This window comes from Heyndrickxia sp. FSL W8-0423 (genome assembly GCF_038009395.1).
Lineage (GTDB): Bacteria > Bacillota > Bacilli > Bacillales > Bacillaceae_C > Heyndrickxia > Heyndrickxia sporothermodurans.
The window spans coordinates 1,259,199-1,284,005 of sequence record NZ_JBBPBE010000001.1 but is presented as its reverse complement, the minus strand read 5'-3'; the positions used below and the strand labels follow the sequence as shown (position 1 = coordinate 1,284,005).

Genomic DNA, 24,807 nt, shown 5'->3' with positions numbered 1-24,807 from the left:
TTTTTAAATTTTGCACTACCCGGCTTACCATCAATAGTGTAATTAACGTAAGAGTCAAATAGAATACACCTATTAACATATATAGTACCTGTGAGATAATCTCTTCAAATCAAAGTTTGAGGAGGTTTTTTTATGTCCCAAAGAAATAATCCAGAATTGCGTAAGGAATGGGAGCGTAGGATCGCTCTTTTCAGAGCGAGTGGCCTCACCCAATCCAAATGGTGTGAAATCAATGAAATAAGTATTCATCAGTTAAAGTATTGGCTTTATAAAGCCGATAATTTCTATTCAACCCAAGATTCTAACAGCAAGTGGATTCCGGTTACATTAGAAGAATCTGAGCAACAGAATGAAACATTACATATAAATGTTGGTTCAGCATCCATCGTGGTTAAACCTGGCTTTAATCCAACACTACTGGCGGAAGTAGTTAAGGCATTGAAATCAGTATGCTAAAAGAAGTTACGGTTGATCGTGTCTACCTCGCACAAGGTGTCACAGATTTACGGAAATCTATCGATGGATTGGCTGCTCTTGTAAAAGAAGAATTCGAGTTAGATCTTTTTTCTTCGAGTTTATTTGTTTTTTGTAACCGGCAGCGAGACAAGTTGAAAATTCTTCAATGGGATCATAACGGTTTTTGGCTTTATTATCGCCGGCTGGAGAGAGGAAATTTTCATTGGCCATCAGATAATAATTCGGGTCCTCTGAAAATAAGTCCACGCCAATTAAGGTGGTTATTAGATGGATTATCATTGGAACAAAAACAGGCACACCCTGTTGTAACAGCAAGAACAGTAATTTAAATAATGAAAAATCAGGGAATTTACCTATTTTATCGTATAATATATTTATGAAAAAGACAGCGAATTCAACTACCCCAACCCCTACAATTGAAGAACTCCTGCAACGCTTGGAAATGCTGGAGAAACAAAATGCGGAATTAGAGGCGAAGCTAAAAAAGCAGAGCGCGTTAGAGGCCAAATTAAAATGGACTGAAGAACAGCTTCGCCTTCTGCAGAAAAATAGATTCGGCTTTTCCAGTGAAAAAACCAACCCCGATCAATTGGAACTTTTTAATGAAGTAGAAAATGAAGCTAATCCAGATTTGCCGGAACCTACTTTGGAATCTATTACTTATCAACGGCGCCGCAAAGTTCGCGGCCAACGTGAACTGATGTTAGAAAACTTGCCTGTGGAGACGATTGAATATCGTTTATCCCCTGAAGAGCAGGTTTGTTCGTGTTGCGGTGGAAATCTGCATGAAATGAGTACGCAAGTACGCCAGGAACTAAAATACATTCCTGCGGAATTGAAAGTTGTTAAACATGTTCAGTCCATTTACTCTTGCCGCCATTGTGAACGTGAAGAAATTGAAACTCCGGTTGTAACAGCACCAATGCCTAAACCGGTTCATTCAGGTAGTTTAGCATCTCCTTCTTTAATGGCACATATTATGAATCAAAAATATGTGGATGGGCTGCCATTATACCGGCAAGAAAAGCAATTTTCCAGATTGGGGGTACCGTTATCACGCCAAACCCTTGCCAATTGGATGATTCACGGGGCCAACCGGTGGTTGAGCCCACTTTATGATCGCATGCATCAACTTCTTTTGGAAAAGGATATTTTACATGCGGACGAATCGACCCTGCAGGTACTTCACGAACCCGGTCGGCCAGCCACCTCAAAATCATATCTCTGGCTCTACCGTACTGGAAAAGAAGGACCTTCAATCATCCTTTACGATTATCAGGAAACTAGGTCAGGCAAAAATGCCGAGAAATTCCTGTCAGGGTTTAAAGGATATTTACAGGTTGATGGATACGCCGGGTACCATAAGGTACCTAATGTAAAACTGGTCGGTTGCATGGCTCATGCTCGACGTAAATTTGATGAGGCTTTAAAAGTATTGCCTTCTTCAAAGCGTCTGACATCAGGAGTAGCAGCAATGGAAGGTCTCCAATACTGTAACCAACTATATCGCATTGAGCGCGACCTAAAGGAGTTATCCTCTATGGAACGATACGAAAAACGATTAGAACGCAGCAAGCCAGTCTTGGATGCTTTTTTGTCATGGCTAAAAATACAGAAGCAAAAAGTGTTACCAAAAAGCGCTTTAGGTCAGGCGATTACCTACTGTCTCAATCAATGGAAGAAATTAGTGGCATTCCTAGAGGATGGACGATTAGAAATTGATAATAATAGAAGCGAGCGCTCAATAAAGCCCTTTGTTATTGGGAGAAAAAACTTCCTTTTTTCAAATACACCGAAAGGTGCAAGGGCTAGCGCAATCATTTATAGCATTGTGGAAACAGCAAAGGAAAATGGCCTAAACCCATATTATTACCTTCGCTATTTATTTGAGAAGTTACCTAACATTGATCTGACAGATAAAAATGCCCTGGATAAAGTACTGCCTTGGTCAACAACACTTCCAATCGTTTGCATAGATTTTAAAAACTTACCTAAATAATAACTCGATCCCCATCTGGTTGACAGGTGGGGATTATTTTACGCTTACTAATTAACTATAAATTTATCCGGACGCACATTATCCCCCGAGTAAATAATTTCAACATCAACTGTTACTTTTTTGGGAGGTATTTCTTTTAAAGCGGCAGCCCATTTATCTTCAACTTTTTTATATTTCTTCAAATTAACATCGGACAATTGTGATACCAAATTGTCAATTTTAGGTGAGCCTCCAAACCTATCACCTGCCAAATGTCCTGCATGGTCTTGACCTTTTACTTTACCTGGTGTATTTTTGCTGTGAGACAGTCTGTCTTTTCTCTTTGTTAATTGTAAATTTTCTGTTTCAAATTTAGAAATCCTACCTACATTATCTGTTTCATAATAGTAATCATACTCTCCAGTTTTATATTTAATATTAGGCTTTAACTTATTTTTTCTACCATTTGTAAACTGTTGCCCTTTGTCGACAAATGTTTTGACTTCATTTACTCCAGAACTACCTTTAACCGTACCCTTACCAACATTAACTCCTTTAGCCTTACTCAACATAGCACTAACTTTATTCTCAACCGCATGCGTATTCTCCACAGGCTTTTGGGCATTCCCCATATTTCCAAATTCATCCATGGCAAAGTCCATGCGTTGTCGGGTTGAGATGATATTTTTCCCATGTGTAATAGCTGAATCTATGAATCTTCCTACTTCTATTGTATCGTCAATTAACTTATTTTTCAGCTTATTTGGTACATCTTTTATCGCTGAAGCTGCACTTTTTAATCGGGTGGTGGACATCTTTCCAGCCGTTTCGACCATATTTCTAATATGGGTCACTCCATCATTAATGCTGCTTTTTATCCCGGTTTTAATGGTGAATTGCCCCATATCTCCTACGTGAGCAAGTTTTACTGCACCGCTAAATTTCGTGACACTGCTTACTCCAGGGATAATGTCTAGTGGGCTTAATAGTCCACGGAATACATGTTCTCCTGTGCCCAGCTCTCGTCCTGAAATCCTGTCCTTCCCCGAAACGACGGAGCTTAACGAGAGGTATGTGTCAATAACTTGTTACAAGAGTCCTTCATCATATTGAACCATAAAAAAACACCCCAAAAGATAGATTTTATGGTCTAATTTTGGGGTGCTATCAAAACACTACAATCCTTCCCTTATTTATATCGATTGTTAAGAATTAATTATTACTGTGTTTAACTCTGCTTTTAGTGATACTATGCATGGTGTTAAATATTTCCTCTTCAGTTCCCTCTTTAACAATATCAAAGTCTTGACGTTCTCCTACCATATAGATTTTCCATACACCATCTTCTTTGAAACAACCGGTTACATAAGGAATTACCTTTTTTTCACCAATAACTAGATTTAATTTATTTATATCAATGTTTTGCATTACTAAAAAGTTTTCATACTCTACTCTAGTCAAAATGTTATTCCTCCCTTAATATCCTTAAATATTTCAATACATTTCCAGAAACAGGAGTGTTTAACTGACCAGCCCCGCCATTTGCAAGTAAATTATTTTTACCTTCATCGTACCAAGGGGCCGCCTTACCTAATAACCCATATGTTGAATCTAATCCTTTTTCCTCACACAATGCTTTTAATAGGGAATTATTTTGGAATTTATTATATTGCAAGTTCCAATCAATCATATCATTTTCATCAATACGTTCAATATGACTATCTTTATTTTTAAAATTCATTTCATCAATTATCTTATTCAACCCATCTACATCTTTATTTTTAATACAGTCAATACAATCGAAATAGTAAGTACTCTCAAAAGTATATTTATGATATGCTGCAGGGTTATCAATATAACAAATCGCACGTTCATCCATTGTATGTTTAATTCCACTCTCCGGAATCGTTGCAAAATTGTTACCATAAAGTGATCCTATTCTATCTAGTTTTTCAGGTATTGTATTCTCTTTTGATATAGAAATAATAGACTGAGTTTTATCTAACCCTGGAAATTCAGGCCAATTAACAGGTGGCCAATCTCCCCAATTTGTGTAATCACTATTATGTGTTAAAAACTTCTCATCGTTTAAAACATTAAAGTCGATTTTTTGTTCCGATGTTAACCTGTTGAAATTTTCCCTCATTATTTCAATTTTCTCTGAATTTGATAACGTTTCATCACACCAAACATTTTCTCTAAGATATTTATTGAAATTGTCTTGAACTTCCTTTCCTGTACCTTCAAATGAATCACAAACATACTTTTTCAATTTGGCATCTAAAGTACTTTCGACTTTACCCGTACCCTTACCACCACCAACAGAACCACCATCAATCCTACTAACAACATCCCCCTTCTCATTCCCAACCACTCTCGCCTCATCCACAGGAATATGAGCATGCCCAACGTCGCCCATCCCATCTGCAGCTAATCCAAGTTTTCGTGAGGGTATGATATTTGTCATATTGTTGATTTCGGTACCTACTAGTTTACCAATATCTTTGGTATCTTCTACTACTTTATTTTTGATTGCTGTTCCGCCATCTTTTATCGCTGAGGCTGCACTTTTTAGTCGTGTGGCAGACACCTTTCCAGCTGTTTCGACCATATTTCCAATATGAGTAACGCTGTCTTGGATGCTGCTCTTTATTCCCGTTTTAACGGCGAATTGCCCCATATCACCTAAGTGGGCAAGCTTTACTGCACCGCTGAATTTCGTGATACTACTTACACCAGGAATAATATCTAATGGGCTTAATAGTCCACGGAATACGCGTTCTCCGGTGCCTAGCTCTCGTCCTGAAATCCAGTCCTTCCCCGAAACGGCTGAGCTTAACTCGAATGTGCCATAAGCGGCTCCTAAGGCGATGCCTGCAGGTGGACAGACCAATGATACACCGACGATAACGACGAGAGCGGCAATTTGTCCCCAAAATTCTTTGCTTTCCTGCTGGTTTCGTATTGAATCATATTCAAATGCGTGTGTATTTACTGCGGCCAGTTGATACTCTTTTTGAGAGAAATCTTGATCGGGATTTAGCTCTTTCCAAGCATCGTATTCGAGTTTGATTTGTTCTGCATAATAATTATCACCATTGAATAGATCATCGATACTTACCTCAGTCTTTGGAACTTCAAAAGTCTGTTGTTGTCCGTATCCAGCGTAGGTGACCTTAACTTCTGTAGCTCCAATCCGATTCTTTGTTGTATAGTTTGAGATAGTTAAATCTCTCATCGCCTCGACAAATGCATCAATATCTTCATAGAATGGTTGATCAATCGTCCGGTCAACGATGTCCCCGACTTTTCCAGTAAATCGATGTAATACTTCAAAGTCTTCGTATAAGTGTTGAAATTTGTCCTTCTGGCTGGTGTGATGAAAGGAGATGACCCCATCGCTATCGAGACTTGCAATATCTGATTCTGCATCTTCTAGATTGTCCGTGATGTCTTTGAGATCATCAATCATTCCTTTGCCCCAGCGCCCTAAACCAATTAAATCGCCAATACCTTCTTTCATCTTTTCCCAATCCGATGGGATATATTTTACGTCCATGAAAAAACTCCTGTTCATATAAACTGGACTTCCGATATTTTATATAACGTTTTTGTTCTTATTTCTTCATTTATCCTTAATTCATTTCTTTTTTATAATTTAATAAACATTTTAATTTCTAATAGCTGTACATCCTCTTTTTGTTCCCATTTTTCATAATAATATTTATTAGTTCAATTCATTCCTTTTTTTGCTATGTTAGTATCATCTGGCATCCCTATATATAAAGAATCTATGCAAATGACCAATTTTTGACCTTTTGTTTAACCTTCTTTTAATTTTCATTGGATTGCAAGTAATTGCCGTAAGGAAGTTTAGGTTTTTACGCATTCTCTATCTACTAAAGTCATAATGTAATTTTAATTGTTAAGTCTGTTTTGTTGACTTAGCACTACTTTATAAAAATAATCAAACGCCTCATCTTCATTATCTATTTCTTTAATTATGAAGTGACCTCCTCGTTCTCTTGTTTCATAAACTTTCCATACTCCTTGATCGTATGCACATCCCAATACAAGCGGCGCATCTGATATCTTGTCGAGTATCATTTTATATTCACCGATATTTATTTTTTCAGATTTAAATCTCTTTAAAAACTCTTGCTTTGTCATTTTTACCCTCCTAGTATTTTGGTATAACCCCTATCATTTCCAATGCTTGGGCGTTTAGTGGGGTTACAATCTGTTCAGCTCCACCATTCATTAATTTCTCTCCTGTAGAACTACTGATCCATGGAGCAGCTTTACCCTTCACTCCATAAGTGGTATCTAAATTTCCAACAACTTTCTTTATTCTATCTTGGTAGTCGTTATAGTTTGCTCTAAATCTATCAAAATCAATTTCTGAGATTGGATCTTTTCCATTAGCAACTACAACTTGATTCAACTCTTCAAGACTATCACTTTTGATTGCATCAATAGCGCTAAAATAGGATTCATTATTAAAGATTCCTACGTGCCTTGCTGAAGGGTTTTCTATATATGGTATTGCACGTTGATCATACGTGTAAGGAACACCATTATCAGGTAAAGTAGTGAAATTTTCTCCACCCTTTCCACCGACTCTATCCCATCTTCCAGGTAATGGGTTATTTCTATTAATCGCCAGAATTGTGCCTTCTTCAAATCCCATTTTATCAGGCCAATCTATATTCATTCTGCCATCAACAAACCCCTCAGGCTTTAAGAACTGCATGTCAGAGACAATAGTAATATCACCTTTTACTACTAATGCATCATATGCTTCATGAATCTTTTCAAATTTTTCTTCATTCGTTAAGTCATCTCGTTTTCCAATGTCATTAATGTGATTAAAATATTCTCCTATATGCTTAAATTTTAGGTTGTCAGTACCCTTACCACCACTAGCACCAAACCCATCAATCCTACTAACAACATCCCCCTTCTCATTCCCAACCACTCTCGCCTCATCCACAGGAATATGAGCATGCCCAACGTCGCCCATCCCATCTGCAGCTAATCCAAGTTTTCGTGAGGGTATGATATTTGTCATATTGTTGATTTCGGTACCTACTAGTTTACCAATATCTTTGGTATCTTCTACTACTTTATTTTTGATTGCTGTTCCGCCATCTTTTATCGCTGAGGCTGCACTTTTTAGTCGTGTGGCAGACACCTTTCCAGCTGTTTCGACCATATTTCCAATATGAGTAACGCCGTCTTTGATGCTGCTCTTTATTCCCGTTTTAACGGCGAATTGCCCCATATCACCTAAGTGGGCAAGCTTTACTGCACCGCTGAATTTCGTGATACTACTTACACCAGGAATAATATCTAATGGGCTTAATAGTCCACGGAATACGCGTTCTCCGGTGCCTAGCTCTCGTCCTGAAATCCAGTCCTTCCCCGAAACGGCTGAGCTTAACTCGAATGTGCCATAAGCGGCTCCTAAGGCGATGCCTGCAGGTGGACAGACCAATGATACACCGACGATAACGACGAGAGCGGCAATTTGTCCCCAAAATTCTTTGCTTTCCTGCTGGTTTCGTATTGAATCATATTCAAATGCGTGTGTATTTACTGCGGCCAGTTGATACTCTTTTTGAGAGAAATCTTGATCGGGATTTAGCTCTTTCCAAGCATCGTATTCGAGTTTGATTTGTTCTGCATAATAATTATCACCATTGAATAGATCATCGATACTTACCTCAGTCTTTGGAACTTCAAAAGTCTGTTGTTGTCCGTATCCAGCGTAGGTGACCTTTACTTCTGTCGCTCCAACCCGATTCTTCGTGGTATAGTTTGAGATAGTTAAATCTCTCATCGCCTCGACAAATGCATCGATATCTTCATAGAATGGTTGATCAATTGTCCGGTCAACGATATCCCCGACTTTTCCGGTAAAGCGATGCAGTACTTCGAAATCTTCGTATAAATGTTGAAATTTATCTTTCTGGCTCGTGTGGTGGAAGGAGATGACCCCGTCACTGTCAAGGCTTGCAATATCTGATTTGGCATCTTCTAGATTGTCTGTAATAGCTTTGAGGTCATCGATCATTCCTTTGCCCCATCGGCCTAATCCGATTAAATCGCCAATGCCATCTTTCATTTTTTCCCAGTCTGATGGAATATATTTTACGTCCATAGCATCATACCCCTAGCTTAGCGATGATTTTCTTTGCTATCTCTTCGTCTACTTGGATCATCGTATTAAGAATATCAATGACTAATGTAGAAGCACGGGTATAATTATCATACAAGTCCATTACTTTTTGATTGGCTTCCGCATATACTTCCATCGCTTTTTTCGCTTTTCCTTCTGTGTAATAGTGTAGGTTTCCTAGTTTTTCAATATTGGGAGAAGCATTTGTTTCTAATTCCGTAAGAATTTCTTCTAAAAATTTATAAATACTAGTAATCTCGTCAGGATTGACATCAATTCTTACACCCGATCCTCCTCCATCACCCATAGTTTCATGCATATGTCTTTGCCTCCTTATAAGGGAAATCCATTTCATCGAAGAGTACTTTTAAAAACCAATATTGACTTGCGTGATAATATTTTTTATGGACCGTGTCCACCATCATTAATTTTTCATCCTTCGTAAAAACAAGCCATTGTTGATAATAGTTCGAGTTAAACTTATCCTTCGGCTCCTCCGTCAAATGAATGGACTCAAAATTCATAAACATCGTTTCAGGTTCGAAGTTTTCTGTCTCTCGCCTTTCATGATTAGTGAGTTCTTTTCTTTGAAACGTTTTTTCTGATTCATGTGGTTCCCTTAAAACTAGCGGGAATGTGTCACCTAGCAATTTTAAAACGCTGATCTTAGAAATCACACGTAATTGATAATGGCCTTGTTCTTCTAATTCGACTAGGACAATTAACTCGTCATTTTCCGGTTCTCTAAATGCAAACATGAGATTGTTGATTCGAACATATTTCTTACTTTCGTGGTATAGCTCGACTGCCCGAATGACCATTGCACCTGCTCTTGTAATTTTACCTTCTTGAGTTAAGATCTCCTTATCTACCAATCTTTGATGAGCTTCTTTAAAAACGTCCTCACCTTTAAACTGATAGATTTGTTTCTCTGGAAGTCCATAAAGCACTTCACCGCCAAATGCGGCGGCTAAAAGATATAATTCGGGAACAGTAAATAGATCCTTTGAATCGATCTTCATAAGTTTCTCACTTCTTTCACGGATGGGTCTTGAAGGAAATCATTGTAGTAGCCATCAAGATTATTTAAAGCTTTTGTTTGTTTCGCAACGGCAGCCGATAAATCTTTATGATATTTCTGGATGATTTCGATATAGCTCAAAAAGGCATCTCTGGATTTCCCACTCCATTTCGCGGAATGAAGATAAGAAATTAATTGTTCACATTTCTCATAGGTTGTTTTTACCGATTGTTCCAATGCCTTCGCTGCCGCATTTGCTTCATTTACTTTATCATCATGAATTCTAACGCTTCCCACTAAAGAATCCCTCCACTCTCTCTATCAGTTCTCTTAACTCTTTTTCCCTTCTTGCTCGCTCTGCCTCTGCTTCCTTAATGGCTAAGTTTTTGTAGTGAATATATCGTTCATTTGCTTTGTTAATTGCCGTTACAAGTGAACCCCTCATATCTTTCTCATTATCAAAATACTTATTTAGTTTTCTGTTTAATTCTTCTCGCTTCGGGTCAAAGTCATTAGAGGGAATTTTCGTATTCGAAAGGTTCGGAACCGCACTAATGTAGCTGCTATAGGACGCATTTGCTTCACTAACTTTTTTATCATGTTCCTGTAGCGCATCTTTCAGTTTTTCATATAACTTATGATACTGATCTCTTTTTCTTTCTGTATCCGTTTTAAACATTTCAAACATTGACTTTCACTTCCTCTCTTTTTTGAAACGGAGCAGCGATTTTGATTTTTTCAGCTTTGCCTTGCTTCACATAATAAGCTTCATATGGAAGTAAATTCTTTTCTTTATATGGTCTATTCATAACATCTAGTATGTTCTGATCAGAGATTCTGCCAATTATGACACCGACTTTTTGCTTTTTCAAAATGGATGCAATGTCATCATATGACCGGTCAATCGCACCATACATTATGCCGACAACAAAATGGATACCAACTCTTGCTCCAGTTTCGATTAGCTTTGCAAGTGTTGTTTGTGCATTATCTGACATCGTATTAATAACGAACGAAACATCTGTTATTAACACAATCATTGGGCGTATGTCCTTCATAAATTCGTTCATCGTCGCGCGTCCGTTTGTTTCCAATTGGACCTGTCGGAAAGCATCTTCTCTAGCTTCGAATAATTCCAGTAGCCTTTCTACAAAAACATCCATTGTCGCTCTATTTTCAGCATAAATATCAACATTTTCTTTATAAATGCTAAATCTTGAGGATGCATTGTCTATCATTCCAACATCGATATATTCATTAACAGAGATAGAAGCGATTAGAGTTAGATAGGTTTGTTCTATTGAATCCATCATGTCACTTAAAATTAGCGTATTTTGATCTTTAACAACACTTAACTCCATTGGTTCTACATTTTCAAAATCAACAGCGAAAGGAATGCCGCCTTTATTAATGATTGTTTTCGTTTCTGGTTTATTTATAAAATGTGAGAATTCCATAATCTCTGGAACCATTGGGATTGGCGATGGAAGATCTCCTGACCAGATTGATCGCATTTCCTTACTTTCCGCTTGAATACCCTTTATCATTTCGAGAGTATCCTTTCCTTCTACAGGAAGCGCTGTTTGAAAAGAGGTTGGTTTTTCTAATTTCACCAGTCCTCGCCCAGGGATTTCTTCAATTCGTAAATCTGTTCTTCCAACAATATTTCTTGATTCCATTTCATCAATAATATATAGGGAAATTTGATGTTTTATATTGGCTAGTAATGGAGCTCTCATTGCATTTTGGCGTCCTGCACTGATAACCATGTGAATTCCAACACTTACACCTTCCCTTGCAATTTGTGCAGCCACTTGCTCAAAATCGTCTTTATATGGTGCATCATTTATTGAATCGATCATATCAATAATGAAAAGAATATTAGGGACTTCTTCTCCACTTGCTCTTTCATACATTTCGATATTGGCAACACCGTACTTACTTAATTTATTCTTCCTTTCCTTTAATTCATTTTTTATTCTACGGAACAGCTTTCCGAGCTTAATTTCCTCATCGACCATGATTGTATCAGCCACATGAGGTAAGTCTTTTAGCGGTAATAAGCCATTTGTGCCTAAATCGATTAGATAGATGTGCACTCTTTCCGGATTATGTTGTCTCGCTATATCCATAACTACCGTTTGTAAAAATGTTGATTTTCCAAATCCCGGACTTGAGAAAACAGCCATGTGACCATCTTTTGTAAGATTTATCGTAATCGGTTCCTGTGCTTGCATTTCCGGAATGTCCAGGAATCCAAAAGTTACTTTTATTGGTTTCTTCTCTTGATACCAAGCATTTCTGTAATCTACTGCATGAAGATCCGGAAGAAAAATAGCTTCTTCTAATGGAGGTAACCACGGTCTTGGAAGTTCAGCAATATTATTTTCATTTGCATAAGAATGAATATAATCGATAACCGCATCCAGTTCTGTAGGGACCTTCGAAATATTCTCCTTGTTACCAAGACCACTTAAATCATTGGAGAGAATATCATATTGACCTAGTTCATTAATGGAATAAATCGTTGTATCCATTGAGTTATCGTCACTTTTATCCGGAATGTAATCCGCCCCACTCCATGCACTTTGGAATAGCTCATATATTTCGTTATTTCCTACCTGTAAATAGGCACGACCTGGTAAAGTAATCTCGGCCGCGTCCGGTGTTTTTAATATTTCAGTAGAATCACTAGTGTTTTGTACTTTAAGTGCTAGTTTGAATTTCGAGTTTGACCATATTTGGTCATCAACGACACCACTTGGTTTTTGTGTTGCCAAAATCAAGTGAATTCCAAGTGAACGGCCTATACGAGCAGTGGAAACAAGTTCCTTCATAAAGTCCGGCTGTTCAGATTTTAATTCCGCAAATTCATCCGATATTAGGAATAAATGGGGCATTGGCTCACTAGCCTCACCCGATTTATATAACTTTTGATATTGATTGATGTGATTAACGTCATGCTCCCCGAATAAACGTTGACGCTTTTGCAATTCTGCTTTAATGGAAGCTAATGCACGCATAGACTGGGCGCCATCTAAGTTTGTAATCGTACCTAAAAGATGTGGCAAGTGCTTAAACAAATTGGCCATCCCACCACCTTTATAGTCAATAAGCAGAAAAGCTACTTCGTAAGGATGGAAATTTACCGCTAATGAGATAATGTAAGACTGTATAATTTCCGATTTACCAGAACCCGTTGTACCAGCGACTAATCCATGTGGGCCATGTGCTTTTTCATGTAAATTCAATTGGACAATATCTTCTTTTCCTCTTAGTCCTAATGGAACGGCAAGGCTTTTATACGTTTCATTTTGTGCCCAGCGTTCCGGAATTCGGAGCTCCTCTACTTTCTCCACCCCGTACATTTCAAGAAATGTAACACTTTCCGGGATAGAATTTTTTAAGTTTTGTAAATGATTGAGAGATGCTAATGCACGTGAAATATCTTCTTTGTTAAAGCCCTTTGGAAAATGGTCTAAAGTAAATTTTCGATTGACTAATTCTCCCTCTTCAAGAATAATATTTCCATTTGCTGCATCCCGAATATCAATGACCGTCTTAACATGTTCCGGAAGAGATTGCATAACATCTTGAACAAAAATAAGTGAGACCCCAAGTTCACTTGGATCTTCATTAAAATATTCCATTATGGAATGATCCAAGATCATTTTTTCATCTGTAATAAGAATGACAAAGTGTGGTGCGAAATATATTTTTTCATTTTTATTTCCTTTTTCATCGATGGCAAGTTTACGTTCCTTTAATATTTGATACAGAGAATTTAACACTTGGTCACGAGATCGTTCATGAAAAACAAATCCACGGACATTTATGTCTCGTAAGCTAGCATGTGGAAGCCAGCGCATCCATTCCCATTTCTCCTTCTCTTCTTCAGGAAAAATGATGACAAACTGAAGATCATAATAACTTTGAAAAACAGCCGTTTGCATGACTAGCAGTTGTAGTTGTTCCAATACGAAATGACGTTGCCCAATATAACCAACAGGTCCCTTTATCAATGAGGTTACTACTGGTACATCCTCTAGCTTGAGATATTGAGATCGAAGTTTCTTCGCTTCTTCCATTAGTTCATCCTTTTTTAAAGTAAACTCTTCCATATTCAATTCAATCTCAAAGCTCGAATCAATATCTCCTCTTCCGACTCTGTACATAAGAAAGTCGTGATGAAACATCGTTTTTTCATAGATTCTCGAATGGACTTTCATAGTCATATCACGCAATTTTTCTATACTTGGGTAATGGTAATTTAACGCGTGTCTCTGTTCTTGACTAACTTTATATAGTTCCTGTGTTTTCTGTTTCAAGTATTCACGATAACTCTTATCCCTCTCTTTTATATCTGAGCGATACTGCCTCACATTTTTCACATAAGTAGTAATCGAAAAAATGACCGTCACAATGGTCATGGAAAACATAACGATCAAATAGATTCCACTCCGCTGGAAAAAGGAAACAACAACCATTGCGGCTATCATAACAAGTGGTGGAACGATCACACGTGCTAGTTGTTCACTTGGTTTTCCCGGCATACTGGAAGGATTGGCTATTTTCCGTTTTTCCTCTGGCTCACGGTAAATAATTCGTGGAGATCGATGATAATCGGGATATTCATCATCCAAGCTTTGACTTTCTCCATACAAACGGACTAGTTTTGTCGTATCTAAAGATTCATTAGCAAGAATATCAATGTCATCATTGCCAATTTTAATCATCAGACCATCTAGGAATAATTGATCACCTGGTTCAATTACCGTATTTCCTGTTACACGAAGAAAATTATGATAAACCTCCCCGCTATACACTTCCAATTTAAATGATGATTCTAATTGATCACGGATTAGCAATGCATCGACTGTTGTATTTTTTATTTTCACATCATCATATTCGTTCGCACCGAGCGTAATACTCTCACATCTTGTTGTATCGTATTTATCCCACTCGGTTGCATCCGTCAGAAAAAAACGCATTTGATGGGCTTCGTTTTTCCATACTAGTTGTTCATTTATTCGGAGCTGCTGTTCACCAATTTGGCATACTTCCCCGTCCCATTCCATTGTGAGTGGTTGTCTCCAACCTTCAAATGTGATGGTATTCGACCAATCACTGCCTATCGTTATTTTTTGGGGTTTATTCTTTTTTAAATGGCATTTATGCAATTGGTTTCCATCGTTCAGCAGTAATAATCGTTGTGCCATCATTCTCTCCCTCTCTACACACGAATAAGTAAAGCGCCCTACTCATTCTTCGTTCCTACGTACAGTTACTTTTTATTCTCATTCTCTTTGTTTTCTTTTACATTTTTATTTGACTTTCCGTTCTCTTTGTTTTCTTTAGCCTTTTCATTCGTCTTCTCATTATTTTTTTGTGCATTAACATCTTTATTTTCAGTTGTTTCTTCTTGTTTAATCACGTCTTGAGTATTAGGTTCTTGTGCTTGACCTTGATTCGTTTCCTCTGAATTATTTGTTGTGTCTGAGTTTTGTAATTTCAGCAATGTTTCAAGACCATACTTATCTGTATACGTTTTTAGTTGTTCTTGGTTTTTTTGAACTTCCTCTTCACGTTCAGTTCCACTTAAATTAGGATCATTTTTTGCCTTTTCAATTTTTTTAACAAATCCATACATAATTAGCACCGGATCATCAATATACCTAGCAAGGTCAACCGATTGATCAAAATCACCGCGTCCATTATAAATCCAATAAAGCAAATAATTAGCATCGCTTTTTAAGCTAACATTTTTTAAAATTGCCTCTTTTGGCGCTTCATCTAACGATTCTGTCTTTACATACGAATAAGCTAGTATATACTTTCCCGAGTCCGGTAATTTTTCCGGATTTTCTCCGTCGAGTTCACTAATTACTCTTCCATAATCTTGCGCTAGAAAATGATGATGGGCTTCAATTAAATGCTTTTGAAAAGGAGATTTCACAAAACTAAAATAGACTGTTGGGACCGCTAATATGACAGAAAGAGCGATCATAATGAATGTAAGTTGTTTAAATAAGCGAAATCTTTTTTTCGGGACATATTGCATATTTTTTTCTGTTTCTTTTTTCTCTTTAATATAATTTTCTTCTAACAGCTTAATTAAAGATGTGAAATTGTCTGCTTCACCTACTTGACGTTCAAATTCGGTATCTGTAGCATTTTTTATAGATCCGGAATAAAGTTCATCAAAACTATATTTTTTTGAAAACAATGCAATAATTAAGCATTTATATTGGAGAATAAATTTTTCTTCGTCAATTTCGTATGGAGGAACTACATCCCGGATGCCGCGATACACCAATGATGGTATAAGATTATCATCAAATATTAAGTTGTCCGGATGCAAGAAGAAAGTCATACGTGTGGTTAGCAATTTTCTGAAGCGAGCAAGATTACATAGCAAACGGAGCTTATCACTTCGTCCAAGTTTACTTACATCTGCCCATTTTTGAGCTCGGTGATCGATGGTGAACGAAAAAGTAATTATATCGTCTTCATCAGCAACTTCCGCTGGCACAAAATAATCAGTTTCCTCACATATTAGTGCCAATTGACGTATATCCTTTACGCGCGTTTGTGACTTTGCCAATTTTAACTGCCTTTTGTCATCCTTTATAAAAAACTGGAAAGTCATGGACTCTATGTTTATTGTGATTTCGTTCATGTTCTCTGACTCCTTTTTCTTAGTTACGCATGCTTACTTATAAAACGAGTAAAATATCGCCGTTTGTTACTGGATGGTCGATAAGACGATCATCATCTGTTAAGAGAAGTCTTTTAGCGGGGACCTTTATAGCAAAAAGAGAGGCTTTCTTAATGTCTATATTCAATGATTCAACTACATTAGCAAGCAATTGTTTAATCGGTTGATGGACTGGAATTCTAATATCATACCGTCCTTTATTCCATTTACTAAAGTCAACGGTTACGTTAATATGTGTCTCACTAGGCATATTCTCATCTCCTTTAATCCAGCATTTTCCTCATCATCACAAATAATCCCCCACAAATCATCAAAACGAAACCAAAAAGAGTGACTACTATTTTTTTGCTAACCCCTTCCGTTTCTTCTTGCTGATTATTTTTTTGGTTAGAATTTGTTGCATACTGAACAGAATATTCATTGGAGAAAAGCACCTTTTTTATATCATTAGTGTTTGTAACTTCCTTAATAGGTACATCAAATAGATTTTTCTCTATTTGTTCCATTGTTTCTTCCATTTCTTTTTGTTTTGTTTTTATCGCATCCCGAGTTTGTTTTTTAAACAAATCGGGAGCGATTTTTTCTAATTCTGTTTCTTTATCATCTTGTGATTCTAGTTTCTGCCTTTGGGCATCATCTTGACCGATACGATCGGTTTTCAATCGTATTTTCCCACTATGATCAAGATGATCGCTATCCGCAAAGGAAGGGAGGGTAGACAATGAAAACCCTCCTACAAAAAAGATTGCTAGAATACTAAAGTGCTTCACTAATTGTTTCATCTTCCTTCTCCTCGCTTTTGCCAAAACGATTTAAGACAAATAAGTGACCAACAAGACTAATGACGATAATCGCAAATAAGCAAATTATAATACTTTGATTGTTTGCTGCTCTATCCGCAAATCCCATTACTAGCTTTTCAATATATTGTAGCGGGGAGAATTCTTTAATTTTGGCTGCAATGGACATTTTATCGAAATGAAGTCCAAGAGCTTCCGTTAAGAATAGATATAGGCTTAAGCTTGCCAATAATAAAAACATTCCAAGCATTTTCAACTGTCTTAATAAATAGGTTGCGACAAGAAGCATCGTTACCATAATGATCGTTATTAAGCCGATCCACAGCATAAATTTCCCCTCAACAATTTCTAATAGGTAGCCGGATAGTAAACCAGTAAGAATTCCTTCGACAATTCCAATGCTTGAGGTAATAATGGTGATCGGTAAATTTCCTCTAACTAATGTCATTTCCGACTTAAATGTATCGGTTTGAAGATGTTTACGTTCGTGATTTGAAATGACATACGCCGTAAATAAAGCAACAATAAAGCAAATTAAAACAATAAAATACGGTGTAAAAATATCTCCTGCTACGATGATTCCATCGGTTTTCGTTTCTACAGGATTGGAAAGAAAATCAAGCAGATTTTCATTTTGTCGTTCACCAATCCGGCTGTTTGCAAGAACTTTAGCAAAATTATTAGCAAATTTCTGGTCTTCTGATAGTTTATTAGTCAAATTATTTGATAGATTGCTTGCCTGTTTTACTAAATGACTACCGCTATTTTTTATTTCATTTGCTTGGTTATCAATCGCATCAAATGTTTTATAAACATTATTAACGGTATTTAAATTACCCTTTGATTGGTTTGCCAATGATTGACTTACAGTTAGTAATGAATTCAATTCACCATCTAATGATAAAATTGCCGTTTGTTCTTGGTCATTGTTTGTAAGTATTTTCGTTTGTTCATTTTGCAATTTCAGGCTTGCTTTTCGCCAAGTTGACAAATTAAGTAAGGTTTTTGTTAAATTTGTATTTAGTATTTTTGCTTGTTCTGTTGTTTGTTTAATCAATTCTGACATTTTTTGTGAATTTTGTTCTGCATTAGTGACAAGGTTAATATATGCCTTAATCTTGCTTTGCAACTCTTCTGTATCTTTACGAACTTCTTCTGTTATTTGATCAGCTACAAAATTGGCGATAACATCTACAATGTCTTGTTTATTAAATAGATAGAAAAGTGAGTCCGTTGTAGCCATATCAGATAAATTCATTTGATTTAATTGATCCGCTAATTTCGATATATCTAACCCAAAATAATTATTATACAACGTTGACATTTTTTGATAGCTACTCATAACATCATTTACATCCATCATTATTTCACCTATCGAATAATCGGTAAGTGATGACATGACAGAATGAGTAATATAATTATTTTCTACTTCGACTTTTTCTATCGGTTTGTCATTTGGATCCTCAGGTTCTTCTTTATCGTTGTTTTCATTTTTATTATCTTCATTATCCTTATTATCTTTCTCATCAATCCCAGACTCAGATTCTTTACCTTTATTTTCTTCCATTGATTCTTGTTTGTTAGAAGACTCAGAAGTTACATTTTCATCCTTTTGATCCGGTTCTACCGAATCTTGTTTACTTTCATTTTCTTTATTAATGTTATCATTATTACTAGTTTCTACCGACTGGACACTGCTTTTAGGCCGTACTACCTTATCAGTTCTTGATTCCTTCGAACTCTGACCCGGTGGGGGTGCAGATTCTTTAGGCGGTTCTGGTATATCTGCGTCCTTCACATTCTTTTGATGCATTTTCCATTTCCACTTAATAGGTTGGAAGAAATCAATCGACTTATCGGTGTCATTTGGTTGTACTTTCAGTTTTACAGTGAATATTCCTTCATCTGTTGCTGGAAGCATGATCGTATTATTTTTAGGATCCATCTCAATTACTTGCATATTTGGTAATGTTAATGATACTTCATTCACCTTATACTCTTTAGGTACAAATAATGAAAACTCCTGCGCTTCTTTCGGATTCTTTGGTAGTATCACAGAATCACTAATTGTAGCCTCATTTGTTAGTAAAAAGTTATTCAAATTATCCGGCAATGGAGCTGAACCATCGGGATAATCATTAAATTCACGTTTATATTTTTCGTTCACAGCTATGACATTATTAAATAACTTATTAATTTCTGTACGTTTCGGTTCTGTTATTCCTAATTTAAGCAAGTCATCTGTAGTTAAAGGAGGAGGTAACTGTTTCATTTGATCCCGAAGATTTTTTCTAGACATTTTATCTGGCATCATAAAAAACTTATTTAAATTGATTTCCTGTTCTTTTCCAGCATTCGTCTTCATTTCTTTTTTTAACTTTTCTGCAATACTTTTCTGCATATCAGAAGCTAATGTCGTTGTTAATTCTGTATCTAATTTGTCAACTTTTTCTTTCGTAGTAGTAAGATATTTTTGCAAGGCTGATGCCTCTGTCATAATATTGGCAGTCTGCGTATCCTTCAGCTGAAACTGTTTATTTATCTCATTATTTGCGGCAACTAATTGATCTAATTGCTGCAATACATCGCCATTATTCATATCACGATCCAAATAACCCAATTGATCGGAAAAGCCTTTTTGTAATAATGTATTAGCAGCGGTCATCTTCGCATAATCCAACATGCTGTTTTGATAGGTTTTGCTTATTTTTGCTCCTTCACCTAAGTTGTTTTCAAATTCCTTTAAAATATCCTGTATTCCTTTAAAACCATCCTTCGATACTTGCGTGCTCGCTTGAACTGCTCCAAATTGAGTCGCATAACCTGCTAATGGGCGATGAATCGCGTTATTATATACATTTGTATATACCTGTTCTTTGTTTACAATCGAAGAGATATTGTCTTGTGCTTCCTGCAAGTTTCCAATGACACTGGCAAAATACACATCAATAATTCGACGATTAAATTCTCCAAGAATAGAGCTTGCCGTTTTCTCGGCCTTTACTTTCATATTATTGTTACCCGAGACATTAACTTTGTAGTTCAATGCTACTCTCTCTGGTGCTTTAGAATTGATTGACAATGCCTTTTTGGTGAAGTCATTAGGAATGACAATCATCATATTATAGGCATTACGCTGTAAGCCACTTTCAGCTACTCCGCGGCTAACAACGTACCAATTATGCTTATCATCCTTTTCGATGTTTTTGATAAATTCGGTACCGAAGTCATATGTTTCCCCATTAAATTTTGCACCTTGGTCCTCATTAACCAATGCAACTGTCATTTTCTGGTCTTCTTTATGTTTTTGATTTTTTGATGCGTGATACAGCGCTAAATAGGAGGCGCCTGAAGACAACGCCAGCACTAAAACCAAAAACAGCAAGATGCCCCTCTCATACTTTTTCATTTCCATCAACCCCTGAAAAGTTGTTTATATGTATAAATATTTTTAAATGATTACTATTTCATGATTGTACCTAAGGAGACGTTAGCTCATTTTTCATTCGTGATCCATATTATGACCAAAAGCCACACAACCATTGTTGCGTGGCTTTTGGCTAAAGGAATAAAGTCCTAACTCAACACACTGATTAATCTCGTGTTTACCTGATTAATTATTGTAAACCAAAATTCTTTGATAATTCTTCATCGTGTCGAGCCACAGCTTCAGCCGTTTTATCTAATTGATCATTAATTTCATGCAATAGTCTTGCAAAGTTTTGCACTTTTGGTGATAGCTGTTCGAACTGCTCATCAAATTTATCGAATGCACGACCTTCCCATTCTCCTCGAAGTTCTCTTTGTAAGCTTGTTAAATTTTTCAAAATCTCTTCGATTTGATGTCCACCTTGCCCGTAGCGTTTCGCTTTTGCCTTTAATTCCTCTGGGGTCATACGAATTTGTGCCATTATATCCATCTCCTTTTAATTATTAGCCATAGGCTTTTTATCATATAAATTAAAATGATAAACACATGTTAAATGACTACTTCAAAATATTTAATCTAAGCCATCAATGTACTTCCTTATTATTAATACATCAATTTTATGGAAGTATATTACTATATATGTATTTACCACCTATTTAATAATCGGTCAAATGGCCTTATGACAATTGTCGAATTTTGTCTGGTACTTTCTTCTGCAATACTTTGAAACTAGTATTTTTTTGTAGGAAATAAGGAGGAATTCACTTCTATTTTATTAAGGATTTGGGGCGTTTTTTTGATATATCTGGATAAAATATTACGAATATTACAATTTATAGGTCTTATTTACTGTTTTCCTATTTTAATCAGGAAATTTAATTCTACTCTTTTCGACAAAAAAAACCCGTAAGACAAATAAATTGTCTTACGGGTTTTTGGCTAGCGATTAAATTACATCATACCGCCCATGCCCATGCCGCCCATATCAGGCATAGATGAACCTTTGTTTTCTTCAGGTTTATCAGCAACAACTGCTTCAGTAGTTAATAACATAGCCGCTACAGAAGCTGCATTTTGAAGTGCATAACGTGTTACTTTAGTTGGATCAACAATGCCTGCTTCGAACATGTTTACCCATTCACTGTTAGCTGCATTGAATCCAATACCTACTTGTTCTTTTTTCAAGCGATCAACAATTACAGATCCTTCAAGACCAGCATTGTGAGCGATTTGACGAACTGGTTCTTCCAATGCACGTAGAACGATGTTGATACCTGTAGCAACATCACCTTCAGCTTCAACAGAAGAAACTTTATTGTATACATTAACTAGTGCTGTACCACCACCGGATACAATACCTTCTTCAACAGCTGCACGAGTAGAGTTAAGAGCATCTTCAATGCGAAGTTTGCGTTCTTTTAATTCAGTTTCAGTTGCAGCACCAACTTTAATTACTGCTACCCCACCTGCAAGCTTAGCAAGGCGTTCTTGTAATTTTTCACGGTCAAATTCAGAAGTTGTTTCTTCTAATTGAGCACGAATTTGATTTACACGAGCAGAAATGCTTGCAGAATCGCCAGATCCTTCAACGATTGTTGTGTTTTCTTTTGTAACGACAACTTTAGCAGCGCGTCCAAGAGAATCAAGTGTTGCTGATTTAAGATCAAGACCTAAATCTTCAGTGATCACTTGACCACCAGTTAGAACAGCGATATCTTCTAACATTGCTTTACGACGGTCACCAAATCCAGGTGCTTTAACAGCAACTGCATTAAATGTTCCACGAAGTTTGTTCACAATAAGTGTTGCTTGTGCTTCGCCTTCAACATCCTCAGCAATGATAAGAATTGGTTTACCTTGTTGTACCACTTGTTCAAGAACTGGCAATACTTCTTGAATATTTGTGATCTTTTTATCGGTAATTAAGATATATGGATTTTCAAGAACTGCTTCTAATTTGTCAGTATCTGTAACCATGTATGGAGAAACATAGCCACGATCAAATTGCATACCTTCAACAACATCTAATTCAGTTGTGAAGCCTTTAGATTCTTCGATTGTGATAACACCATCGTTACCAACACGTTCCATTGCTTCAGCAATAAGTGTTCCAACTTCTTCATCGGCAGCAGAGATGGCAGCAACTTGTGCAATGGACTCTTTGCCTTCGATTGGTTTAGAAATTGCTTTAAGTTCTTCAACAGCTGTTTGAACAGCCTTTTCGATTCCTTTACGGATTCCAACAGGGTTTGCACCGGCTGTTACGTTTTTCAAGCCTTCACGAATCATTGCTTGAGCAAGTACAGTTGCAGTTGTTGTACCGTCCCCGGCAACATCATTTGTTTTGCTTGCAACTTCAGATACAAGTTTAGCACCCATGTTTTCGAATGCATCTTCAAGTTCAATTTCTTTAGCAATCGTTACACCGTCATTAGTAATAAGTGGTGAACCAAATTTTTTCTCAAGAACCACGTTACGTCCTTTAGGTCCAAGTGTTACTTTTACAGCATCTGCTAATTTATCAACTCCGCGAAGCATTGCACGGCGTGCATCTTCACTGAATTTAATTTCTTTTGCCATTTGAAATTACCTCCTCGATCTTCTTTAATGATGTATTTATTTTCGAAAATGGTAAATAACTATTGTACAATAGCTAAAATGTCTGAATCACGAAGAATTAAATATTCGTTACCTTGGTATTTCACTTCTGTACCAGCATATTTAGAGAAGATGATGCGATCGCCTTCAGATACTTCCAGAGCAACACGCTCACCGCTATCTAAAACACGACCAGTACCTACAGCTACTACCTTACCTTCTTGCGGTTTTTCCTTTGCAGAATCAGGAAGAACGATACCGCTTGCAGTTTTTTCCTCTGCTTCTACTAGTTCAATTACGACGCGATCTCCAAGTGGTTTTAACAAGTGAAACAACCTCCTCAATAATTTTATGTAATTTTAAATTATTAGCACTCACTACTCTTGAGTGCTAACACAATTATTATAATAAATAATTCAATTCCATTTTGCAAGTCTTTACAGTTAACTTTTTTGAAAAAACTCCTTCAATCAGTTTGAATATCCTAAAATTAAGACTTCGCGCAATATTCAAGTCTATGTCCAATTATTATTTCTATTCATAACTGGAGGTTATTTTTACATATAATAGATTGAAGGATAAAAAATGTACTGCACACTTAATATTTGAACCTCTATTTATTCAATAGTAGAATGGATTATGAGCTAACAAGAAAGGAAAAATATTGTGAAAAAAGAATATGTATATATTTTAATTACTTATATTGCGATGCAACTATCCGCTTATGTTGGTCAACCCATTGTTTATATTATTGGTGTGAAAGGATTTCATACTTCGGAAAGTTATATGAAAATGATGACGCCCGTTTATTGGATTGTAATCAGTTTCATTTCCGCGTTAATTATTGTTTTGTTGATTTTGCGAAAATCTGAACGAAAATATCAATTAGAAAGAAGTACACCGCTTTCAGTCGGAAAGTCGATCACCTGGGCAATCGGAGGGATTTTTCTAGCATTTATTGCTCAAGCGCTTGCATCAATCATTGAGCAAATGATTGGCATTAAACCTGGATCAGAAAACACTCAGCGAATCGTAAGCCTAATCGAAACTTTTCCGATTGTCGTTGTTGTAAGTTCAATTATTGGCCCAATTTTAGAGGAAATTGTATTTAGAAAGATTATTTTCGGAACACTTCATAAATATTTATCCTTTTTTTCTTCGGCACTTATCAGTTCCATCATTTTTGGACTTGCACATATGGAGTTTGTCCATCTATTACTGTATTCTGCCATGGGATTCACATTTGCCTTTTTATATAAAAAGACAAATCGCATTTTAGTGCCAATAAGCGCACACGTAATAATGAACACAATCGTTGTTATTGCTCAGCTATTGAACCGCGAAGAAATTCAAAAAATTATCGAGAAACAAAGCTTTATTGGAGGACTTTTCTCATGAGACCACTACAATCCGGCATAATCTATTGCCTTCTTGGCACCCTGTTTACTTATTTTGCCGTTAAACAAGTTAATCTTCACGGTTGGTCTTTTTTAGCTTACATGCTCGTCTTTTTAGCAACGATTGATTATGGGTCAGGCTTTCGATTAATCACTTTGCATTTTCGCCTAAAAAGCCATCAAAAAAAATAAAACCTCCCAATTGGA

Annotated in this window: 22 protein-coding genes; 5 read left to right on the top strand and 17 right to left on the bottom strand. The window is 36.6% G+C overall.

Annotated elements, in window-relative coordinates; all coding sequences use genetic code 11:
• Positions 1-132: 132 nt before the first annotated feature.
• The 3 genes from tnpA to tnpC are packed head-to-tail and all read left to right on the top strand — an operon-like array spanning position 133 to position 2,476.
• Positions 133-456 carry an IS66 family insertion sequence element accessory protein TnpA gene (tnpA, locus tag MKY81_RS06515; protein WP_107920685.1) on the top strand — a complete coding sequence of 108 codons (324 nt, stop codon included), beginning with the start codon at positions 133-135 and terminating at the stop codon, positions 454-456.
• Positions 450-806, top strand: a complete 357-nt coding sequence (gene tnpB, locus MKY81_RS06510; protein WP_107920684.1) for an IS66 family insertion sequence element accessory protein TnpB — start codon at positions 450-452, stop codon at positions 804-806. Before tnpA ends, tnpB begins: the two co-directional genes overlap by 7 nt.
• Before the next feature lie 47 nt (positions 807-853).
• On the top strand, positions 854-2,476 hold the full coding sequence (tnpC, locus tag MKY81_RS06505) for an IS66 family transposase (protein ID WP_373454639.1): 1,623 nt from the start codon (positions 854-856) through the stop codon (positions 2,474-2,476).
• A 47-nt stretch (positions 2,477-2,523) separates the two neighbouring features.
• Here tnpC and MKY81_RS06500 read toward each other — a convergent pair whose 3' ends face one another.
• The 17 genes from MKY81_RS06500 to groES form a co-directional block, all read right to left on the bottom strand.
• Positions 2,524-3,360 (bottom strand): DNA/RNA non-specific endonuclease, encoded by an 837-nt coding sequence (locus MKY81_RS06500; protein ID WP_341117170.1) that lies wholly within the window; start codon positions 3,358-3,360, stop codon positions 2,524-2,526.
• A 307-nt stretch (positions 3,361-3,667) separates the two neighbouring features.
• Positions 3,668-3,916 (bottom strand): hypothetical protein, encoded by a 249-nt coding sequence (locus MKY81_RS06495; RefSeq protein ID WP_108072864.1) that lies wholly within the window; start codon positions 3,914-3,916, stop codon positions 3,668-3,670.
• A gap of 4 nt (positions 3,917-3,920) precedes the next feature.
• A complete protein-coding gene (locus MKY81_RS06490) occupies positions 3,921-6,014 on the bottom strand; it encodes a hypothetical protein (RefSeq protein WP_341117168.1) in 2,094 nt (697 codons plus the stop codon).
• Positions 6,015-6,373: 359 nt separating this feature from the next.
• Positions 6,374-6,625 carry a hypothetical protein gene (locus MKY81_RS06485; protein ID WP_107920819.1) on the bottom strand — a complete coding sequence of 84 codons (252 nt, stop codon included), beginning with the start codon at positions 6,623-6,625 and terminating at the stop codon, positions 6,374-6,376.
• 10 nt (positions 6,626-6,635) lie between these two features.
• Positions 6,636-8,618: a hypothetical protein gene (locus MKY81_RS06480; RefSeq protein ID WP_341117166.1), complete on the bottom strand. Its 1,983-nt coding sequence runs from the start codon at positions 8,616-8,618 to the stop codon at positions 6,636-6,638.
• Between the two features lie 4 nt (positions 8,619-8,622).
• A complete protein-coding gene (locus MKY81_RS06475) occupies positions 8,623-8,955 on the bottom strand; it encodes a hypothetical protein (protein WP_108072776.1) in 333 nt (110 codons plus the stop codon).
• Complete coding sequence (locus tag MKY81_RS06470; protein ID WP_108072777.1) at positions 8,948-9,658, bottom strand: DUF5081 family protein; 711 nt, start codon at positions 9,656-9,658, stop codon at positions 8,948-8,950. Before MKY81_RS06470 ends, MKY81_RS06475 begins: the two co-directional genes overlap by 8 nt.
• Entirely contained in the window at positions 9,655-9,954 is a 300-nt protein-coding gene (locus MKY81_RS06465) for a WXG100 family type VII secretion target (protein WP_108072779.1), read from the bottom strand. The genes MKY81_RS06470 and MKY81_RS06465 overlap by 4 nt, the downstream gene beginning before the upstream one ends.
• Positions 9,941-10,345, bottom strand: coding sequence for a chorismate synthase (locus MKY81_RS06460; RefSeq protein ID WP_108072781.1), 405 nt, complete (start codon positions 10,343-10,345; stop codon positions 9,941-9,943). Before MKY81_RS06460 ends, MKY81_RS06465 begins: the two co-directional genes overlap by 14 nt.
• Complete coding sequence (essC, locus tag MKY81_RS06455) at positions 10,338-14,879, bottom strand: type VII secretion protein EssC (RefSeq protein ID WP_341117160.1); 4,542 nt, start codon at positions 14,877-14,879, stop codon at positions 10,338-10,340. Before essC ends, MKY81_RS06460 begins: the two co-directional genes overlap by 8 nt.
• A gap of 62 nt (positions 14,880-14,941) precedes the next feature.
• On the bottom strand, positions 14,942-16,336 hold the full coding sequence (gene essB, locus MKY81_RS06450; RefSeq protein WP_108072785.1) for a type VII secretion protein EssB: 1,395 nt from the start codon (positions 16,334-16,336) through the stop codon (positions 14,942-14,944).
• Positions 16,337-16,373: 37 nt separating this feature from the next.
• Complete coding sequence (locus tag MKY81_RS06445; protein ID WP_108072787.1) at positions 16,374-16,625, bottom strand: EsaB/YukD family protein; 252 nt, start codon at positions 16,623-16,625, stop codon at positions 16,374-16,376.
• Positions 16,626-16,638: 13 nt separating this feature from the next.
• On the bottom strand, positions 16,639-17,157 hold the full coding sequence (gene essA / locus MKY81_RS06440; RefSeq protein WP_108072788.1) for a type VII secretion protein EssA: 519 nt from the start codon (positions 17,155-17,157) through the stop codon (positions 16,639-16,641).
• On the bottom strand, positions 17,132-20,584 hold the full coding sequence (gene esaA / locus MKY81_RS06435) for a type VII secretion protein EsaA (RefSeq protein ID WP_181294690.1): 3,453 nt from the start codon (positions 20,582-20,584) through the stop codon (positions 17,132-17,134). The genes essA and esaA overlap by 26 nt, the downstream gene beginning before the upstream one ends.
• A gap of 208 nt (positions 20,585-20,792) precedes the next feature.
• Positions 20,793-21,089, bottom strand: coding sequence for a WXG100 family type VII secretion target (locus MKY81_RS06430; RefSeq protein ID WP_107921215.1), 297 nt, complete (start codon positions 21,087-21,089; stop codon positions 20,793-20,795).
• A 467-nt stretch (positions 21,090-21,556) separates the two neighbouring features.
• Entirely contained in the window at positions 21,557-23,185 is a 1,629-nt protein-coding gene (gene groL, locus MKY81_RS06425; protein ID WP_066236206.1) for a chaperonin GroEL, read from the bottom strand.
• Positions 23,186-23,244: 59 nt separating this feature from the next.
• Positions 23,245-23,529 (bottom strand): co-chaperone GroES, encoded by a 285-nt coding sequence (gene groES, locus MKY81_RS06420; protein WP_066236210.1) that lies wholly within the window; start codon positions 23,527-23,529, stop codon positions 23,245-23,247.
• A gap of 340 nt (positions 23,530-23,869) precedes the next feature.
• On the opposite strand from groES, the gene MKY81_RS06415 reads away from it, so the two are divergent.
• The gene (locus tag MKY81_RS06415) at positions 23,870-24,601 is read left to right on the top strand and encodes a CPBP family intramembrane glutamic endopeptidase (protein ID WP_066236213.1); all 732 of its coding nucleotides are present in this window, start codon (positions 23,870-23,872) and stop codon (positions 24,599-24,601) included.
• The gene (locus MKY81_RS06410; protein ID WP_107921209.1) at positions 24,598-24,792 is read left to right on the top strand and encodes a YdiK family protein; all 195 of its coding nucleotides are present in this window, start codon (positions 24,598-24,600) and stop codon (positions 24,790-24,792) included. The genes MKY81_RS06415 and MKY81_RS06410 overlap by 4 nt, the downstream gene beginning before the upstream one ends.
• Positions 24,793-24,807 lie beyond the last annotated feature (15 nt).